Raw genomic sequence first — 17,088 nt, 5'->3', positions numbered from 1 at the left:
AACATTTCAAACTAGAAAGCCCTATATCACAATCGTGATATAGGGCTTTTTTTATGCTCTCTTCAATGGATTCAAACAACCTAAACAGCTTTAAATCCCCAAAAAATAAGACAACGCTTTAGACTTTTTGGAACGGATAAACCGACCCGAGTTTCAATAACTGGGTGAGTTCGTCAAGGGCTGTGCGAGACTCATTGAGCAAGGCGACATCACGCAAATCATCTACCGATAGACGGTCACGGTAATGTTTATCAACCCAATTATTTAAGCGTTCGAACTGGGCATCATTCATCATAGTGCTTTGATTTACTGCGGCCAATTCAGTCTCGTTCATGGCTACGCGTAACCTCAGACAGGCAGGCCCACCGCCGTTTCGCATGCTTTGTTTTACATCGTAGTAGCGAATGTGTTTTATCGGCGTATTTAGGCTAATCAGCTCATTTAGATAAGCTGAAACCGCAGGATTCTCTTCGCAATCGGTAGGGGCTATGATCGCCATCTCGCCGTTCGCCAGTGTCACCAGTTGGGTATTAAACAAGTAGCTTTTTATGGCATCTTGTAAACTTACTTGCTCTGTCATTACCTTGATAAAGTGTAAATCGCCCGCACCGTATTTTTGCTTGATTTCAGCGAATGCTTTATCCGTATCCAGGAAAGCCTGCTCGTGATAGAAGAGCACATTTTGGTTCCCCACAGAAATCACGTCATTATGGAAAACACCTTGGTCGATTAAATCTGGGTTTTGCTGAATAAACACGACGTTGTCGTCACTTAGTCCATGTAAGCGAGCAACGGCTTGACTGGCTTCAAATGTTTGACGAGCAGGGAATTTCACCGGTGCTGGTTTGCTTTTATCAAAGGCATAACGCCCATATACGAATAACTCAACACCCCTTTCGCCGTACTCACGACACAAGCGCGTGTGGTTTGCTGCGCCCTCATCACCAAAATGCTCATTGTCGGGCAAGTGATTGTGGTGACTGAAATACTGCTGATTAGCAAATGTGGCTTTGAGAATATTGCCAGTGACTTGGGGCTCCAAGGAGCGGTGATATTTATTGGTCAGATTCGCAGGAGTAAAATGGACCTTACCATCGGCGGTATCCGCACTAGGGGAAACCGTAGCGGCGTTGGCTGTCCACATGCTAGATGCTGAACAACAGGCTTGAAATATAGCGGGGGCTTGCTTAGCCGCTTGCTGCAAAACATTGGCGTCAGAGCCGGAAAAGCCTAAACGACGTAACGCATCCACGTCAGGACGCGCCTGAGGAGCCAACACGCCCTGAATCATACCAAGGTCAGCTAGGGCTTTCATTTTCTTCAAGCCCTGCTTAGCGGCTTGTTTAGGGCTACTCTGTGCACTCGCATTATTTAGCGAGGCAACGTTACCGTATGATAAACCAGCATAGTTGTGGGTTGGTCCAACGAGTCCATCAAAATTCACTTCAAACTGCTTCATTCTATCCTCATGTGCGCATCAGTATTCGCTAAACTAAAAGCGAAAAAGTTGACCTTGAAAATGACCATTCCATCTTCATCTAGGTGTGTCATGGTCGGCATTATACTGGTTTTAAAGTCGCTGCCAATCGAGGTGATTAAATTATGAACAGTGAATCGTGCTTACGTATGACGATTATCGGATAAGTATGAAGAAGAACTTGTTTTCTATTCACTTTGTCGATATATGTTAAAAAGCATTTTATAGAGGTGAACGAACAATTCTTCTACGGTTCATCTAAAAACCCTAATAAATACAAAGGTTAAGACTAATTATATGGCAAAGTCTCTGGTCATTGTCGAATCACCGGCAAAGGCGAAAACAATTAATAAATATCTCGGAAAAGATTTTATTGTTAAATCTAGTGTAGGCCACGTTCGAGACCTTCCAACGAAAGCTTTAGGCAAAGTTCCGCCTAAAAAACCGGCAAAAGAGCTAAAATTATTATCGGAAAAAAAGCGTGAATCGTATTTACGCGAGCATGAATATCGCAAATTAGTTGATCGTATGGGCGTCGATCCGAAAAACGATTGGGAAGCCCATTACGAGGTCCTTAACGGTAAAGAAAAAGTCGTTAACGAACTTAAAAAGTTAGCCAAAAATGCTGACACTATCTATCTCGCAACGGATTTGGATAGAGAAGGGGAAGCCATCGCTTGGCATCTACAAGAATTGATCGATGATCCCTCAAAAGATTATCAGCGTGTGGTGTTTAACGAAATCACCAAAAACGCCATTCAAGAAGCCTTCTCTGAACCTGGGAAAGTCAACGTTGAGCGGGTTAATGCACAGCAAGCTCGTCGATTCCTCGACCGTATTGTGGGCTTCATGGTGTCGCCATTATTATGGAAAAAGGTCGCTCGAGGCTTATCCGCTGGTCGTGTTCAATCTGTTGCTGTACGTCTTGTCGTTGAGCGTGAACGTGAAATTAAGGCCTTTGTACCCGAAGAGTTTTGGGACGTGCACGCGGACCTAGTCACGGCAAAACAAAGTGACCTGCGTATGCAAGTTGCTAAATACAATGACAAAGCATTTAAGCCGGTCAATAAAGCGCAAACAGATGCGGCCTTATCCGATTTAGAAGGGGCTGATTACAAGGTTGTGAGTCGTGATTCAAAACCGACTCAATCTCGTCCATCAGCACCTTTTATAACCTCAACTTTGCAACAAGCCGCCAGCACGCGCTTAGGCTTTGGTGTAAAGAAGACCATGATGATGGCTCAACGCTTGTATGAAGCGGGTCACATCACGTATATGCGTACCGACTCAACCAATTTAAGCAAAGAAGCGGTCGATGCCTGTCGTGATTATATCGGTGATAATTTTGGTGATAAATACTTACCAGAAAATGCCCTAAAGTACGGTAGCAAAGAAGGTGCTCAAGAAGCTCACGAGGCTATCCGCCCGTCAAATGTGCTGCTTAAATCAGAGTCTTTATCTGAAATGGAACGTGACGCGCAGCGCTTATACGAGCTTATTTGGCGTCAGTTTGTTGCTTGTCAAATGACACCTGCAAAATACGATGCGAGCACCATTCGCGTATCAGCTAATGGTTATGAGTTGACCGCAAAAGGTCGCGTGTTGAAGTTCGACGGTTGGACTAAAGTACAAAACCCTCAGCGTAAGAAAGGCGAAGAAGACTTCTTGTTGCCGGATGTAAAAGAAGGCGAAAGTCTTAATCTTAAACAACTTGATCCGAAGCAGCATTTTACGAAACCTGTGGCTCGTTTTAATGAAGCATCCTTGGTAAAAGAACTGGAAAAACGCGGTATTGGTCGTCCATCAACCTACGCTAGTATCATTTCTACCATCCAAGATCGCGGGTATGTGCGCCTTGAGAGTAAGCGTTTCTATGCTGAAAAGATGGGTGAAATAGTCAACGATCGCTTGCTGGAGAATTTTGATAATCTGCTGAGTTTTGATTTCACCGCCAAGATGGAACAAGAGCTAGATGAAATTGCCAACGGCAAAGTCTCGTGGAAAGACGTACTCAACGATTTTTACGGTGATTTTGAACAGAAGCTGCACTTAGCAGAAAAAGATCCCGAAGACGGCGGTATGCGCTTAAACCAAGCGGTACCAACAGATATTGCCTGCCCCAAATGTGGTCGCCCAATGAACGTGCGTACCGCCAGTACCGGTGTGTTTTTAGGTTGCTCTGGTTATAACTTACCACCGAAAGAGCGCTGCACCGGTACCATGAACCTCACCTCTGGTGACGAAGTTATCAAGGTAGATGACGAAGAAGAGCTTGAGACTGAGTTACTGAGAGCGAAACGACGTTGTCCGATTTGTGCTACCGCCATGGATAGCTACTTGGTGGATGAAACTCGTAAACTGCATGTGTGTGGTAATACGCCTACGTGCCCCGGTATCGAAGTTGAAGAAGGCACGTTCAAAATAAAAGGTTATGACGGCCCCATTATCGAGTGCGACAAATGTGGTTCAAACATGGAGCTTAAAAACGGCCGCTTCGGAAAGTACTTTGGTTGTACTAACGAAGAATGTAAGAATACCCGTAAGTTACTGCGAAACGGTGAAGCTGCGCCGCCTAAAGAAGACCCAGTGGATTTGCCTGAATTAGAGTGTACTAAATCAGATGCGCATTTTGTATTGCGTGACGGTGCCTCGGGTATTTTCATGGCGGCGCATAATTTCCCTAAATCACGGGAAACTCGTGCGCCGCTTGTGGCTGAATTAGCGCGCTTTAGGGATCGCATTTCACCTAAGTTTTATTACTTGGCGGATGCGCCGGCTAAAGATCCTGACGGTAACGACACGCTCGTGCGCTACAGTCGTAAAACCAAGCAACAATATGTTATGAGTGAAAACGAAGAGGGCAAAGCCACTGGCTGGTCCGCTTGGTACACAGATAACAAATGGACGGTAGAAGATAAGCGTAAAAAAGCAAAATAGCGCTTTTGAAACCCAGTCCTCATTACTTATAATAAAGTATTGATTACCCATAATAAAAAGCCGGTAACTTATCCTTGCCGGCTTTATGCATTCTACAAAACCAATAGGCACGAGTATGGCATTGTCACTCCAAGAACAACTTTTACAAGCAGGCCTCGCTGACAAGAAAAAAGCGAAGCAAGTGCGCCAGCAAAAACACAAACAAGCAAAAGAGAAAAAGAATCACAATGTTCAACAAACGAACGAAAGCAAAATTGCTGCTGAAAAAGCCGCCGAGCAAAAGAAAGCCCGTGACAGAGAGTTGAACCAAAAGGCCAAAGCTGAAGCAGAGAAAAAAGCGGTTCAAGCACAAATTGTGCAGATGATTAACGTGAACAAACAGTCGCGTAAGGTGGGCGATATTGCATGTAACTTCAGTGATAATAATGTAATAAAGCGTATTTATGTTGATAAAAACATCCATACCCAAATTACGCAAGGCCAGCTTGCGATCGTTAAACTCAATGACGTGTATGAACTTATTCCTATGCCGGTGGCAGATAAAATTGCTGAACGAGATGAAAGTTACGTACTGTATCGCGCCGATATTCTGCCAGAAGAAAAAGCCAAGAACAGTGAAGATGAAGACTGGTATGCCGACTACGAAATTCCAGATGATTTGAGTTGGTAACAGAGGCCAATGCTGCATAGCGCTATCTGTGGATAGCGCCTTTTGGTGAATGTGTGGCATGTTTGCGCCACAGCAACTTAGTTAAGGTGACGGTACTTCACTTTACGGTATTTGAGGTGACGTTATGTAAAGTGCTGCGCAGGGAGTCCGTCGCTGGCTTTACTTTGCAGTTACTAATTACTTCCTATGATAGTACCAGCCTAGAAGTCTTTCTCGTCACGGGTTTTTACTAGCATAATTTTAAAGCCATTAAATTGCTTACCCATAATGTTTTTCATGGCGAAAATACCAAAAAAGATTCCAAGAGCGGCTCCGAACCCTTGAATATAAGGGGTAAAAGGCTCGATAGATAAGCCAAGAAAGGCCAGCGCGAAGCCGATAGTAAAACCGAAAACTACAGCGGTGGGTACCGTCCAAATCAAAAAACGCCAAGCCCAGCTCCACCAAATGCGCGCTGCTTGAACCCAAGTTACTTTTATTTCTTCCATGAGCCACCTTTGACGTTAAGAGTGTGTAGGCTAAACCCTGTAAATGCACAGTTTACAGCCGTCTATCGAAAACGGCTAAACGCAAAAGCTAGCTCAGCTAAAAAATAATCAATTAAACTGCTTACTTGAAAAATCTATCAATCATCGCCAACGCAGATTGGTTATAGCCCACGCGAGGCTCAAGCGGCGCGTCTTTGGGGCGAATACCAAGTTTTATACCGACAATCGAGTCATGGGTTAATGCCTCTCCACAGGCCGCTAACGAGCGATGGATTTCTTCTTCTGTCAACAATGAATGCTCAGCGCCAAAATCAACAGTTGAGTTTTTCGCTGCAGGCATGTGCGTGTCTTTCCAAATGCCATAAGGTGAATCTTGGTCTGTAACACCGGAGAACATCAAGCCTTTGAGCAAACCGTGAGCCTTAACGTGTTCAATATGCGCTAACACGCCTTCAGTGCTCATGCTTTCAATGGCTGAACGCCCCCAGTTGATTAGTAGCCCTAGGTTGGCATTGTTTGCTGCATTAAGTTCATTTATGACCGCTATTTCATCGTCAAGTGACAAAAAGCCTTTAGCATGGTCGTGTTCAGGTACAAGTGCGTCGCAGTGTTCAATGACAATATCGGCGCCGTGCCAATCCCAGCTGAGCATGGTTTCTAATGAAGCCTGCAAAGATTTCGCCGAGCCCTCGGCTTTGCTTCGATCTGGAGCCGTTTGTATTTCAATGGCTTTAACTGCCTTGCGGCCAAGGCCTTTATTTAACTTGCCAATGGCATCACAGGCTCTTTGCATAAAGGCAAGAGCATCTTGGCGACCGGTTTCATCGTCTGATGCGATGCCAAAGTGTGGGTTCTTACCCAATGCACCCATGATGCCCGGCACGCAGGTAAATACAAATTGCCAATCAGGACTCACGTTAGCGATAAACCAATCGTCATCATGGGGATGTAACGAGCCGGTGAAGGGGTGCTCTAAACCTTGCACATTTTTAAGAGCCTTTAGCTTAGTAAAATAAGCGTGTTCAGCTTCAGCGTCCCACTGTTCCCACGCAGGGGAGGTGGCGTAGGAGCCGACAAAATAATTCATGTGAATTCCTTTTTGAAAAGTGAAGGGAAACAGGTGTTTATCTAACTTTAGCATGAAGGAAGATGCTTGCGAATAGCCACATACGCGCGCTAAGTGTAAAGATACTTCGCTGAGATAAGGAGCTTGTATTAAACACAGTGTTGAGGGCGTCTTGCAGTATCAATGAGCAGGGTGTGGCTGATTCAAGACTAAGGACGTTGTCTCTGTCACAATTGGCTCAAGGTTTGCACTATTTTCAGTATTAGGTATGCGTATAAGCGTTAGCAGCTCTGCCAATTTATCACGGCGTGCTAACGGTAAAATACCACTTTGTTTTATTTGGGCAAATCTAGGAATCAACGCAATGCAGATCCAACAATCAAAGACCACTTTGTTTGACTACCTTAACAACGCTAGTGACGCAGATGCCGCATTACAAGGTGTGGTAGATGCCCAGAAAAATAATATTTCTGCTGGATTGTCTGATGTGCAAAGTAATTTAGCAAACGGAAACATTGATGACGCGTTAGCGCGTTTAAAATCAGGTGAGAACGGCATTAATCTACAAACGCTAGATAACATGCTTAGCTTCAACATGCGCGGGGTCACTGAAGATCTCACTGATACTGCGAAAAGTTTAGGTCTTAATTTTGATGTTAAGCTCACCCAAGAAGAGGGGGCATGGGTCGTTAGCAGCGAATATGACCCTGAACACAAAGGCCTCGCTCAGCTCCAACAATACCTCGATAGAAACCCCAGGCTGCAAAGTAAGCTAGATGATTTAAATTCGTTGTCAGAATTTTACGAACTAGGACAGTCTCAGGAATATGCAAAACAACTGCAAGAAGCCGACGTGCATGAAGACGACGTAGTCACGTACTTAACACAAAGCCGAGATTACTTGTTTTCACTGGACAGTTTTTATTTATCGGATGCGGGGCTCTCTTTAGCCTCTCGCGGAGAGTCAGATGGCTTGTTTGAGCAGGTGAAAAAAACATTGGGGTTAAGTGAAGAGGAGGATTAATGCGTTGTCAGGCTGCAACTTATTGTATCTCATTAGGCAATTCGTAGGCGGCGGTTATTTGCCACAGGGGCAGTGATATATTCTGTTAATTGCCGCTTTACAAGCATGAGCGTAACAAATACAGATCTTAAACAGCTAACTTACACTCAGCAGGTATAGCGAATGTCTTGCCTTTAGAGCGTGTTTTTTACTAAGATCCCCCGCTCAAATTTAAATATTCTATTTTTTAATGCGCCTACATTCTTTTTTTTACGAGCTTAGACATCTACTTGGCATTTCTGCTAATACCACCAGTCACAATGAAAAAATCATATCCGCCTTAGGGGGTGCTTTAGGGATCGCTGGGATAATGTGGGTCATGCATTTTGTAGTGCAAGCACAACTGTTAACCATGCATAGCAGTATTATGATCATCGCTTCGATGGGGGCAAGCGCCGTCTTGCTATTTGCTGTGCCTCACGGGGCGCTTTCGCAGCCGTGGGCTGTTATCGGTGGGCACCTCATTTCAGCTGTGCTGGCGATAACCAGCGTAAAGTTTCTAGGGCATGGGCCTTGGGTTGCCGCTTTTGCTGTGGGCGGCGCAATAGGAGCTATGTATTACTTACGTTGCATTCATCCCCCCGGCGGAGCAACTGCGCTTACAATCGTGGTTGGCGGGGCAGACATCAACGCCTTGGGGTATGATTTTTTATGGTTGCCATTGGGGCTGAACCTAATCGTCATCATGCTTATTACATTGGCGTTTAATGGTTTATTTGATTGGCGACGTTATCCGGTGCACCTTTCTCATAAGCTAAAAAGAGGCGCTAGTACGCCATCGGGCGAGCGGGAGCATGAATTAACCCAAGAAGATTTTGCCGCTGCTATGCAAGAGTTGGACTCTTACGTGGATATCACCCCAGATGGCTTGACGGACTTATTGGAGTTGGCCAAAAAGCATGCTGAAAAAAATACCACGCATCCATCCCGTATTATCGCGGGGCGGATATACAGTAATGGCAAATTGGGGCGATTGTGGAGTATTCGCCAGGTCGTTGATGCAGCACCGGCAAACACTCATGCCAGTAAAGACAAGGTAATATACAAAGTGTTAGCTGGTGATGGTGGTTACGAAACACATATGTGTTTACGCCGCGAGTTTCACACATGGGCGCGTTTTGAAGTGGAAAAACACAATCAGCAATGGGTGAAAGTAGAGGAATAAGCACCCAGTTATCCATCGAGTAACAGCAGTCAGCTTCATAAAAGTGTATTACTACTGACTGCGCTTTTACTTCATCTAATTTTATATATATAGGCGCCATAAATGGCGCCTGCGCCAAGTGAGTGTGATATACAATTGCACTTTCGAGGCACAAAACGCTGTAATTTAACGCAACCCTCGCTCGGTCGTTAAGTACGTCGCAAAGCTGCCCAACCAGTGACTGCCCATGTAGTGCATATCGTGGATCACCGAATTTATGCCGGCTTGATGATGCTTCTGAGCCGCACTTTGGATAGCGGCTACTCGTTTATCGTCTGCTGGCAGCGCCGATGCAATTCCCTCTAGCATCCACGCTCGGCTCAGGTTTAGGCCATCCAGATGGGCGAGTTTACCGTCACTTTTATCTGTGACAGTGGCTACGCTCATCCAATGGCTGTCTCCATTTTTGGGGATCGACGGCAAAAATGATGTTAACCAAGTCGCATATTCGCTGGGCGGTAAAATGCGGCGCATTAAATCGGCCTCCGCAATGCAGGGTGATAAGAAATCTTGGCCCGATGGTTCATATGCTAATGGGCAATTAACATCATTGGCGTATAAACGCCTTACGGTACTTTTAAGCAGTTGATTAAAGGCGGTATTGTTCGCTGTTTCACTCCAGTCTAACATTAGACCAAAGGCAAACGCGGTTTGGCTGTGCTCGCCCACACGGATCGGAAATGACAATTTGGGTAGCCAGTCGCTGACGTTCGCGACGATCTTATCTTCCAGCGGCCCAAGCGTTGCTAGCCATTTTTTCGCTCGCGGGTCGTCCCACTCACGTAATTCAGTGGTTAGTTGTAAGAACCACGCCAAGCCATAAGGGCGCTCAAAACTGGTGCCTGTGTCTTCACGATTAAAATAAGCCAGCTCCCCCTGAATATTGGCTTGGCTAAAGCTTTGATTCAAACTTGTCATTATATCCTGATAATGCGCTGAGTCTGGGTACTGACTGGCAATACGTGTCAGCAACCAATGACCATGTGCAGATGAATGCCAATCGAAACACCCGTAAAAAGCAGGGTACAACGCTTTGGGCGTTTTGACGTCGTCTTTGCTCGTCATCATGTGCTTAATGATGTTGGGGTATTCTTTGTGCACACATTCAAGGGCAAGTTCGGCAAAACGATCGATCACTTGGTCTTCGCTCGGTGCTATTATTTGGTCATTTTGCGCTGCGAAGGCGATGCCGCAGTACATCGCAATGGACAAACTCATGGCTTTGATTTTCATGAAAAATCTTATTTTTTGGAATTGTTAAACGCAGAATACTCGCTGCGTATGGGCGTTGCAACACGCGGTCAATCTGCAGCGCTGGTACTGGCAAAAAGAATGAATCAATGAACGAGCGAATACTCGGATACGTGACCCTTCCTGCAAAGAGCAGCGATGCACTATAACTGCGATGATGAACCTATAAGCCGCTTCAGCGTATAAACGCTAACTTTCACAGCTGCGCATAGTTTCCGATTAGCAAATATGCATTCACAACTTGCGTCAAAACAGTAAAGCTGGGTAAAATACTGTATAAACCACTGTATAAAAATGTTGGCCTGTTGAAATAGGCGATAAGCAATAGATAATAGAAAGTGAGCACGTCACCGATGAATCTTTTTAAAATTAATGAAAATGACTGTTGGCAATCGGTAAACGATGGCGTAATGGGTGGCGTATCAAAGTCGCAGTTATCCCATGTTGACAAACTCGCTGTGTTCAGCGGGCATGTCTCACTTGAGAACAATGGTGGTTTTGCCTCCGTAAATCGGCGAGTATTTGTATCAAACGTGCATCACGAAACTCAGGTGTCGATTCGAGTTATGGGTGATGGCAAGCGCTATCAGTTTCGATTGAAAGCAGGTACTGAAAAAGGCGCGCCATCTTATGGTGTCGGGTTCACCACTGAAGCGAATGAATGGCAAACGTTCCGCTTTAAATTGAGTGAGTTTAAGGCAACGTTGCGCGGCAAAAAAGTGCTTGAGGCCCCACCACTGAATTGGTTAGATGTGAAACAGCTGGGCTTTTTGATTAGCGATCGCCAAGAGGGTGACTTTTGTTTATTGATTGACAGTATCACTCTACATGAACGATAAGACTGCCAGTGCCAGAACCCGTATACCTCAGTAGAACGTAACCTATATGCAAAGCCCCGTGAAATCAGGTCTAATATTGCCTGAGAAATACTACCTTGATCATTTTAACGAATTCCTCGCTTATACGCAGACCCATTGTGCGGCATTATTATTGCCAGCACATCACGATTTTATTCAGCGCTTTGAGCAATTAGCGCACAACACCCAATGCATGTTTGTACGCGTGGTAAATCGAAAAGGCCTGTTCATCGCCAGCAGTACCTTAACCTACGGGGAAATTGAAGACTGCCAACGGGAGCTAGCGATACTCACTGACTGTGGCGTGTTACGTTCGGTTGTTACCAGCGATGTCGGTCCCTTTCTCGATGCGCTGAACAAGGCGCAATTGATCGAATTATTAAGCTCGCAACAGGTAACGTTTAAAAAAAGTGCTGCCAAAGCCGTTTTATTAACGCTAGCCCGTACGCTTAGCGCTGAGGCAATCACCCAACATACCTTATGCGACGATTTCAAAGTAAAAACATTCGTTGATGAGTGGCAATACTTACTGTTTTTATTTTTTGGCAATCTCAATAGCGCGCTAGACAAGTTCTCCATGCGGGACTTGGGCGTCCTTAAAACGCGCAATAAATCTAAGCAGCAAGGCCCTCGCTTTGATGGTATTGAAGAAGCCCAAAGTGCCTTCTATTTTGCTCAGCAAAAACAGCGTTTGGGATCTCTGTGCCCCGAAGGACTGACTGAATTTGCGCAACAGCAAGAATTACAACAAACGCCCGTAGGGATTACAGCCAATGAATATGCTGCACACTTTTGGTACGAGCTGGGCTGCGCCCTACTAGCCATTGATAGTGAGAACGCTAAAACACAAGCGCTGGCATTTTGGCGTTTATCTTCACACCAAAAAGCACAAGAGCGCTTGATCAGAGAAACCTATAAATTTGATAAAGAGCGCGCCAAGTTGGCCCTTGAAGCGATACTTGATGCACCGAAAGACGACGAACTAAGTTTGTTCGCGTTTGACTTTTACCAACGTAAGTTCAATCAAGCAAAGTTAAGCGTGCGTACCCAGCGTTTACGTGAGCATAGTCACAAACTTTACATTGATGAAGTGTACAAAGATCGCGTGGAGTTAGGCGTGAAACGCTACTACGAGGGGCAAAATCTATGCGTGGATAATGCTGCGCATGGGGGGAAACAACAAAGCGAGCTTCAGGCTGAATCTCTTGATCAAACCGCAGCACAATTGCCGGCAAATATTTTAGCTTATAGAACCGAAAATCGCTTATTCAGGGCACTATTTGGTTTAACGTTTTGGCATGAATTGTTTAATGAGGCCGAGCGCGCAACGGGCTCAGAGTTTGACCGCAGACCACGCCTGATAAAAGAAAACTGTCTATACGATGAGTTAGGTGCTCAGGTGGAAGCGCGCTTAGCGCTGTTCACTCAATGTCAATCTCAACCCCAGCCCCAACACAAGCACCAGATAAACAGCGTATCCAGCCATGCCATGGCATACCTGACGCAAGTTGCAAGTCGATACTATGGGCAGCCTAACGGTATATTTCGTTGGCACCCCAAGATGCTTGAGATCATTGGCGTATTCTTACGACATGTAAACGGGCAATGGGTAGCGGACCACTTAAGAGCAATGGCGAAAAATTACCAAGGGTTAAAAGATGGTTACCCAGATTTAATGGTGATTGAAAATCAGCAACTGCGCTTTGAAGAGGTGAAAGCGCCGGGGGATCAACTTCGCGCCAATCAGCTGGTGAGTATCGACGCATTGCAAAATGCCGGGTTTAACGTCGGGGTGTGTCAAGTAGAGTGGCGTTATAACCCCCAACAACCCTATGTCGTGGTTGACGTTGAAACGACAGGAGGATGCAAGCCGGGGCATCGCATTACTGAAATCGGCGCGGTTAAAGTGATTGACTCCAAGGTGGTCGACAGCTGGAGTAGCCTTATCAACCCTGAAAGACGGGTGCCGCATTTTATTACCCGTTTGACGGGGATCAGTAATGATATGGTCGAAGACGCGCCACTTTTTTGCGAAGTCATAGATGATTTAGAGGCGTTTATGCAAGACTGTATTTTCGTGGCTCACAACGTGAATTTCGACTATGGCTTTTTTAAGTTGGAATACGGGCGATTAGAAAGAGCGTTCTCTATGCCCAAGCTATGCACAGTGCGCGAAATGCGTAAGTATTATCCTGGCTCACCATCTTATTCGTTGGGTAAGTTAAGCAAAGAATACGGATTGTCTCTTGATAATCATCACCGAGCCTTATGTGACGCTCAAGCTGCTGCTGAGCTACTGATCATGGTGAACGAGAAAAAACACACAGTATAACGCTTGCCTGCGTGCGCTGGTCCGTGAGCTTTCTTGGTAACAGGTAAGTATGACGCGTTGAATTTAAGGAATAGCAGAACGCCCGATGCTTAAGTAGGTTGCGCGCCCAGTAGTGGTAAGTGTTTTACCTTGTGATAGGTCATCGCGATTAACAAGCACTGGTTTAATGGGGTGTCATAAATGCTTTTGGTTAAAGGAAGACTAAGTGCGCGATTGCCCTGATAAGTAAAACTGTTTGGATACACCTCTTTGAATGTGTCTATTAGCCGAGTTTGGCAGTGAAAATAAACGTTGAAGAGCTCTGGTGTTTTGTCTTTCCAATCGATGCGGATAGGGCTGCCACCTTTTACTGAAAAACTTGGCTCGCCCCATTTTAGCGACTCTTCCACTTTACCTAAGTTATGCACCGTAGCAATATCCCGTATTTCACTTCGAATAGCGCTGAACTGCGCTCTGGCGATTTTAGGATACTTATCAGAAATGACGATGGTCATAATGTAGGGTTTCTCCACTCTGCTTAACGTTGGCTGATAGAACCAAGTCCCGCTGACATTCAACGCCAGATGACAGGGGTTACAAATTACATTATGACACGCTGGATCACGCTAGGCGACCCAATAGCTTGGTATAAGCTCGGCGTATTGATTTCAGTGGCAAACTAGTCTTGCCTTATTCTAGGGTGCAGTAGGTGGTTGAAATTGTCTACTTGCTGTCTATCTGCTGATAATAGGTATCTAACCAAGCATCTAAGGCATCCTCCTGCGGCAGCATCAAGGGACTTGACGTGCTGTGAATATTCGCCAGTTTAGGGTGTGAGGCCAAGGTGACAATTGAACAGCCAAGGCTGACCTCAGCGCTTTGTTTGTTGATATATTTTTTGTATAAGCCCCCAAACGCGATAGCGCCTTTGTGCGCAATAACGTCGTGGTAGTGCTTAGGTACGTTTTTATTACCTCGCTGTTCGAATTCAGTTTCTCCAAACCCTTTGGCAACGATGATGCAACGGGCCGTCCTAAAAGGTTGGTACCCAGCTGTTCGGGGCACATTCAGCTCATCGTAGCGGGCATTGAAACTGGTAAATTTGGAGGGTTTGAAGCCGGTGTCTCTCGGTTCAAGTAACAGCCACCACGATGCTTTTTGAAACAAAGGCTGACCCTCAAGCTCGCGGATGATTTACGCGTCGCTTGCAGCGCGAATAAACCGATTGGGCGCTAACGGCGTCATCGTTAAATCGATACCGAGGGTGACGCATAAGCCTTGAACGAACTCATTGTCTATCACATTAAGCCTTCCACACATGTTGCACCCTAATTGCACCCTAAAAATTAATTAAAGTTATTTGAATTCGACATATACTGTATATAATAACAGTATATGTTGAAATTTATTCCTATTAAAGCCTCTGCCGGTATTGTTGGGTTCGAATCCCCTGCAACAGAATATACCCAGCTAAGCCTAGATTTAGACCAACTCTTGATTGACCATCCATCTGCGACCTATATCGGTATCGCACAGGGGGAGTCGATGACCGGAGACGGTATTTTTTCCGGCGACTTACTGATTGTCGACCGTGCCCAAGATATTAAAGATCGAGACGTGGTGGTCGCCAACCTCAATGGTGTATTTGTGTGTAAAAAGATTGATAAAGTGCAGCGTTGTCTACTGTCATCCAGTAATCGATTTCCCCCCTATTTCTTACAAGAAGGTGATGATTTCCAAATAGAGGGTGTGGTTACGCGCTCGATCCGCCTGCATCGACCTTTTAAAAAGCCAATGTAATGTTCGCTCTATGTGATGCCAACAGCATGTACGCGAGTTGCGAAAAAGTGTTTGATCCAAGTATTCGCAATAAGCCAGTGGTGGTGTTGACCAACAACGATGGTTGTATTTGTGCAGCGTGTGGCATTGCCAAACGAATGGGTGTCGGGAAGAAGTTCGTACCTTATTTTCAGGTCAAAAAAGAGCTAGAAGCGGCAGGTGCCGTTATTCGCTCAAGTAATTACGAACTTTATGCCGACCTGAGTCAACGCATGATGGATACATGCGCGCGCTTTGCCCCTGACATCAATGTGTACTCTATCGATGAATGCTTTTTATATTATGGTAAAGACGCAACTGCGCCCCAAGACGGTTGGAATAATCATGCTAACAGTATTCGAAAAACCGTGTGGCGGGAAGTGAGGTTGCCTATCTGTGTTGGCATAGGGCCGACGCCTACATTGGCTAAAGTGGCCAATCACGCGGCTAAAAATGTGAGTGGTTTTATCGGCGTGGCAGTGCTGGATAACGAAGATGCGCGTAAGCATGTGCTGAAGCAACTGGCTGTGACTGACGTGTGGGGCATAGGAAAACGTTTAGGTGTAAAATTGAATGCGCTGGGGATCCACACAGCGTGGGAGCTTGCAAACCGTGACCCGTCGCACATCAGAAAGGCGTTTTCGATTATCGTGGAAAACACGGTGAGAGAGTTAAATGGCGAGATTCGTCACTGCTGGGAAACCGTAAGAGCGGCCAAGAAAGAAATATACAGTACGCGCAGTTTTGGCAGTCGCGTGACTGATTATGATGAATTGCGAGCGGCGCTTGCTGGTCATGCTGAAACTGTAAGTGTGAAACTGCGTAAACAAAAAAGCGTGACCAGTAGTATGACGCTTTTTGCCACTAATTCTCCCCATGATAATGACGGGTATGTGCGGCGCTCTTTCTTTCATCGCTTCACTGTGCCCACAAATGACACGCGTAATATTCTTCATGTGATTGACAGTGCAATGTCTCAGCTTTTTCAACCAGGTGTACATTATTACAAATGTGGTGTCGGGTTGATGGACTTACATGAGCAGGATTTATATCAATATGATTTATTCAACCCGTCGAATGACAACTCAAGGTTGATGGCATGTATGGATAATATTAACTCGCGCTACGGACGTTCAACCGTGCAAATGGCGGCCAAAGGCTTTGAGCAACGTTTTTCTATGAAGCGGGCGTTTTTGTCCCCGCAGTACACGACGCAGTGGCGAGATATACCAAAAATTAAGTGCTAGTACTTAATGGCGTTGAAAAAAAGCAATAGCAGGGATCATTTGAAGTACTAAACAGACAACCTGTGATTACATAAAATAGGTAGTCAGAGCTCGCGCTTACAGAACATTATCGAACGCTATAACCTTCAATTAGTACTTTTTCTGCCGCGGCGCCGAAGCGTTGTAAAACGCTGATATCTTCGTCACTGAACGCACGAGGTTTATCAAACAACAGACAAAATGTACCCACTTCGTAACCTTCACCTGTATGTAAAATACTACCAGCGTATGCGCGAATAAATGGGGCGCCTGTTACCAAAGGATTATTTTTAAAACGCTCATCAGCAAGGGAGTCTGGAATGATCAAGTATTCTTCCTCGGCAATGGCGTATGTACAAAATGAAATTTTTCGTGGTGTTTCTGTTACGTCCAAGCCTTGTTTTGATTTAAACCACTGACGGTCTTCAGTAATTAAGCTGATTAAACAAGATTTACTATTAAAATGATTTCTTGCCTCAAGGGTAATGGCATCAAGTAATTGGTCTTGCTCTGTGTCAATGATATTCAAGTTTTTTAACGCACTTAAGCGTTCCAGCTCATGGGGTAACCGTGGGTAATCGGGCATGTGATACTCAGTTAACGTGACGGGATTTCGATGTCGATTTATTAGTCAAGTTGTGAAAAGGGGGAAGGGTGTACAAACGCGAGCGATATTATCAT

At 45.3% G+C, this 17,088-nt stretch carries 15 protein-coding genes; 8 read left to right on the top strand and 7 right to left on the bottom strand.

Annotation, left to right across the window (positions count from 1 at the left end; all coding sequences use genetic code 11):
* Window positions 1-118: 118 nt before the first annotated feature.
* Window positions 119-1,459 (bottom strand): N-succinylarginine dihydrolase, encoded by a 1,341-nt coding sequence (astB, locus tag AC0L6N_RS09785; RefSeq protein ID WP_473480932.1) that lies wholly within the window; start codon window positions 1,457-1,459, stop codon window positions 119-121.
* Window positions 1,460-1,774: 315 nt separating this feature from the next.
* Between astB and topA the strand changes: the two genes are divergently transcribed.
* Both topA and AC0L6N_RS09775 read left to right on the top strand, forming a co-directional pair.
* A complete protein-coding gene (gene topA, locus AC0L6N_RS09780) occupies window positions 1,775-4,414 on the top strand; it encodes a type I DNA topoisomerase (protein WP_011575153.1) in 2,640 nt (879 codons plus the stop codon).
* 115 nt (window positions 4,415-4,529) lie between these two features.
* A complete protein-coding gene (locus AC0L6N_RS09775; protein ID WP_473480930.1) occupies window positions 4,530-5,084 on the top strand; it encodes a DUF2058 domain-containing protein in 555 nt (184 codons plus the stop codon).
* 200 nt (window positions 5,085-5,284) lie between these two features.
* On the opposite strand, the gene AC0L6N_RS09770 is transcribed toward AC0L6N_RS09775, so the two are convergent.
* Entirely contained in the window at window positions 5,285-5,572 is a 288-nt protein-coding gene (locus AC0L6N_RS09770) for a hypothetical protein (RefSeq protein WP_473480928.1), read from the bottom strand.
* Between the two features lie 121 nt (window positions 5,573-5,693).
* The gene (locus AC0L6N_RS09765; RefSeq protein ID WP_473480926.1) at window positions 5,694-6,659 is read right to left on the bottom strand and encodes a DUF4862 family protein; all 966 of its coding nucleotides are present in this window, start codon (window positions 6,657-6,659) and stop codon (window positions 5,694-5,696) included.
* A gap of 343 nt (window positions 6,660-7,002) precedes the next feature.
* On the opposite strand from AC0L6N_RS09765, the gene AC0L6N_RS09760 reads away from it, so the two are divergent.
* The gene (locus AC0L6N_RS09760) at window positions 7,003-7,662 is read left to right on the top strand and encodes a hypothetical protein (RefSeq protein WP_473480924.1); all 660 of its coding nucleotides are present in this window, start codon (window positions 7,003-7,005) and stop codon (window positions 7,660-7,662) included.
* 229 nt (window positions 7,663-7,891) lie between these two features.
* A complete protein-coding gene (locus tag AC0L6N_RS09755) occupies window positions 7,892-8,866 on the top strand; it encodes an HPP family protein (RefSeq protein ID WP_473480922.1) in 975 nt (324 codons plus the stop codon).
* Between the two features lie 165 nt (window positions 8,867-9,031).
* On the opposite strand, the gene AC0L6N_RS09750 is transcribed toward AC0L6N_RS09755, so the two are convergent.
* Window positions 9,032-10,138, bottom strand: a complete 1,107-nt coding sequence (locus AC0L6N_RS09750; protein ID WP_473480920.1) for a DUF2891 domain-containing protein — start codon at window positions 10,136-10,138, stop codon at window positions 9,032-9,034.
* A gap of 371 nt (window positions 10,139-10,509) precedes the next feature.
* On the opposite strand from AC0L6N_RS09750, the gene AC0L6N_RS09745 reads away from it, so the two are divergent.
* Together AC0L6N_RS09745 and AC0L6N_RS09740 are read left to right on the top strand one after the other, a co-directional pair.
* Window positions 10,510-10,995 (top strand): CIA30 family protein, encoded by a 486-nt coding sequence (locus AC0L6N_RS09745; protein ID WP_473480918.1) that lies wholly within the window; start codon window positions 10,510-10,512, stop codon window positions 10,993-10,995.
* Window positions 10,996-11,041: 46 nt separating this feature from the next.
* Window positions 11,042-13,345 carry an exonuclease domain-containing protein gene (locus AC0L6N_RS09740; protein WP_473480917.1) on the top strand — a complete coding sequence of 768 codons (2,304 nt, stop codon included), beginning with the start codon at window positions 11,042-11,044 and terminating at the stop codon, window positions 13,343-13,345.
* 89 nt (window positions 13,346-13,434) lie between these two features.
* Here the strand turns inward: AC0L6N_RS09740 and AC0L6N_RS09735 are convergent, their stop codons facing one another.
* Both AC0L6N_RS09735 and AC0L6N_RS09730 read right to left on the bottom strand, forming a co-directional pair.
* A complete protein-coding gene (locus AC0L6N_RS09735) occupies window positions 13,435-13,839 on the bottom strand; it encodes a DUF1801 domain-containing protein (protein ID WP_473480915.1) in 405 nt (134 codons plus the stop codon).
* A 208-nt stretch (window positions 13,840-14,047) separates the two neighbouring features.
* On the bottom strand, window positions 14,048-14,491 hold the full coding sequence (locus tag AC0L6N_RS09730; protein WP_473480914.1) for an SOS response-associated peptidase family protein: 444 nt from the start codon (window positions 14,489-14,491) through the stop codon (window positions 14,048-14,050).
* Between the two features lie 228 nt (window positions 14,492-14,719).
* Between AC0L6N_RS09730 and AC0L6N_RS09725 the strand changes: the two genes are divergently transcribed.
* Window positions 14,720-15,124 (top strand): LexA family protein, encoded by a 405-nt coding sequence (locus tag AC0L6N_RS09725; RefSeq protein ID WP_011575143.1) that lies wholly within the window; start codon window positions 14,720-14,722, stop codon window positions 15,122-15,124.
* On the top strand, window positions 15,124-16,389 hold the full coding sequence (locus AC0L6N_RS09720) for a Y-family DNA polymerase (RefSeq protein WP_473480911.1): 1,266 nt from the start codon (window positions 15,124-15,126) through the stop codon (window positions 16,387-16,389). The genes AC0L6N_RS09725 and AC0L6N_RS09720 overlap by 1 nt, the downstream gene beginning before the upstream one ends.
* 106 nt (window positions 16,390-16,495) lie before the next feature.
* On the opposite strand, the gene AC0L6N_RS09715 is transcribed toward AC0L6N_RS09720, so the two are convergent.
* Window positions 16,496-16,993, bottom strand: coding sequence for a GAF domain-containing protein (locus AC0L6N_RS09715; protein WP_473480909.1), 498 nt, complete (start codon window positions 16,991-16,993; stop codon window positions 16,496-16,498).
* Between the last annotated feature and the right edge of the window lie 95 nt (window positions 16,994-17,088).

It is taken from the genome of Paraglaciecola sp. G1-13 (genome assembly GCF_055809255.1).
This window is presented reverse-complemented; position numbering and strand designations above follow the sequence as displayed.

Bases quoted from the DNA above. Each gene is read 5' to 3' on its own strand.
- astB (WP_473480932.1), bottom strand. From the start codon at position 1,459: ATGAAGCAGTTTGAAGTGAATTTTGATGGACTCGTTGGACCAACCCAC.
- topA (WP_011575153.1), top strand. From the start codon at position 1,775: ATGGCAAAGTCTCTGGTCATTGTCGAATCACCGGCAAAGGCGAAAACA.
- AC0L6N_RS09775 (WP_473480930.1), top strand. From the start codon at position 4,530: ATGGCATTGTCACTCCAAGAACAACTTTTACAAGCAGGCCTCGCTGAC.
- AC0L6N_RS09770 (WP_473480928.1), bottom strand. From the start codon at position 5,572: ATGGAAGAAATAAAAGTAACTTGGGTTCAAGCAGCGCGCATTTGGTGG.
- AC0L6N_RS09765 (WP_473480926.1), bottom strand. From the start codon at position 6,659: ATGAATTATTTTGTCGGCTCCTACGCCACCTCCCCTGCGTGGGAACAG.
- AC0L6N_RS09760 (WP_473480924.1), top strand. From the start codon at position 7,003: ATGCAGATCCAACAATCAAAGACCACTTTGTTTGACTACCTTAACAAC.
- AC0L6N_RS09755 (WP_473480922.1), top strand. From the start codon at position 7,892: ATGCGCCTACATTCTTTTTTTTACGAGCTTAGACATCTACTTGGCATT.
- AC0L6N_RS09750 (WP_473480920.1), bottom strand. From the start codon at position 10,138: ATGAAAATCAAAGCCATGAGTTTGTCCATTGCGATGTACTGCGGCATC.
- AC0L6N_RS09745 (WP_473480918.1), top strand. From the start codon at position 10,510: ATGAATCTTTTTAAAATTAATGAAAATGACTGTTGGCAATCGGTAAAC.
- AC0L6N_RS09740 (WP_473480917.1), top strand. From the start codon at position 11,042: ATGCAAAGCCCCGTGAAATCAGGTCTAATATTGCCTGAGAAATACTAC.
- AC0L6N_RS09735 (WP_473480915.1), bottom strand. From the start codon at position 13,839: ATGACCATCGTCATTTCTGATAAGTATCCTAAAATCGCCAGAGCGCAG.
- AC0L6N_RS09725 (WP_011575143.1), top strand. From the start codon at position 14,720: ATGTTGAAATTTATTCCTATTAAAGCCTCTGCCGGTATTGTTGGGTTC.
- AC0L6N_RS09720 (WP_473480911.1), top strand. From the start codon at position 15,124: ATGTTCGCTCTATGTGATGCCAACAGCATGTACGCGAGTTGCGAAAAA.
- AC0L6N_RS09715 (WP_473480909.1), bottom strand. From the start codon at position 16,993: ATGCCCGATTACCCACGGTTACCCCATGAGCTGGAACGCTTAAGTGCG.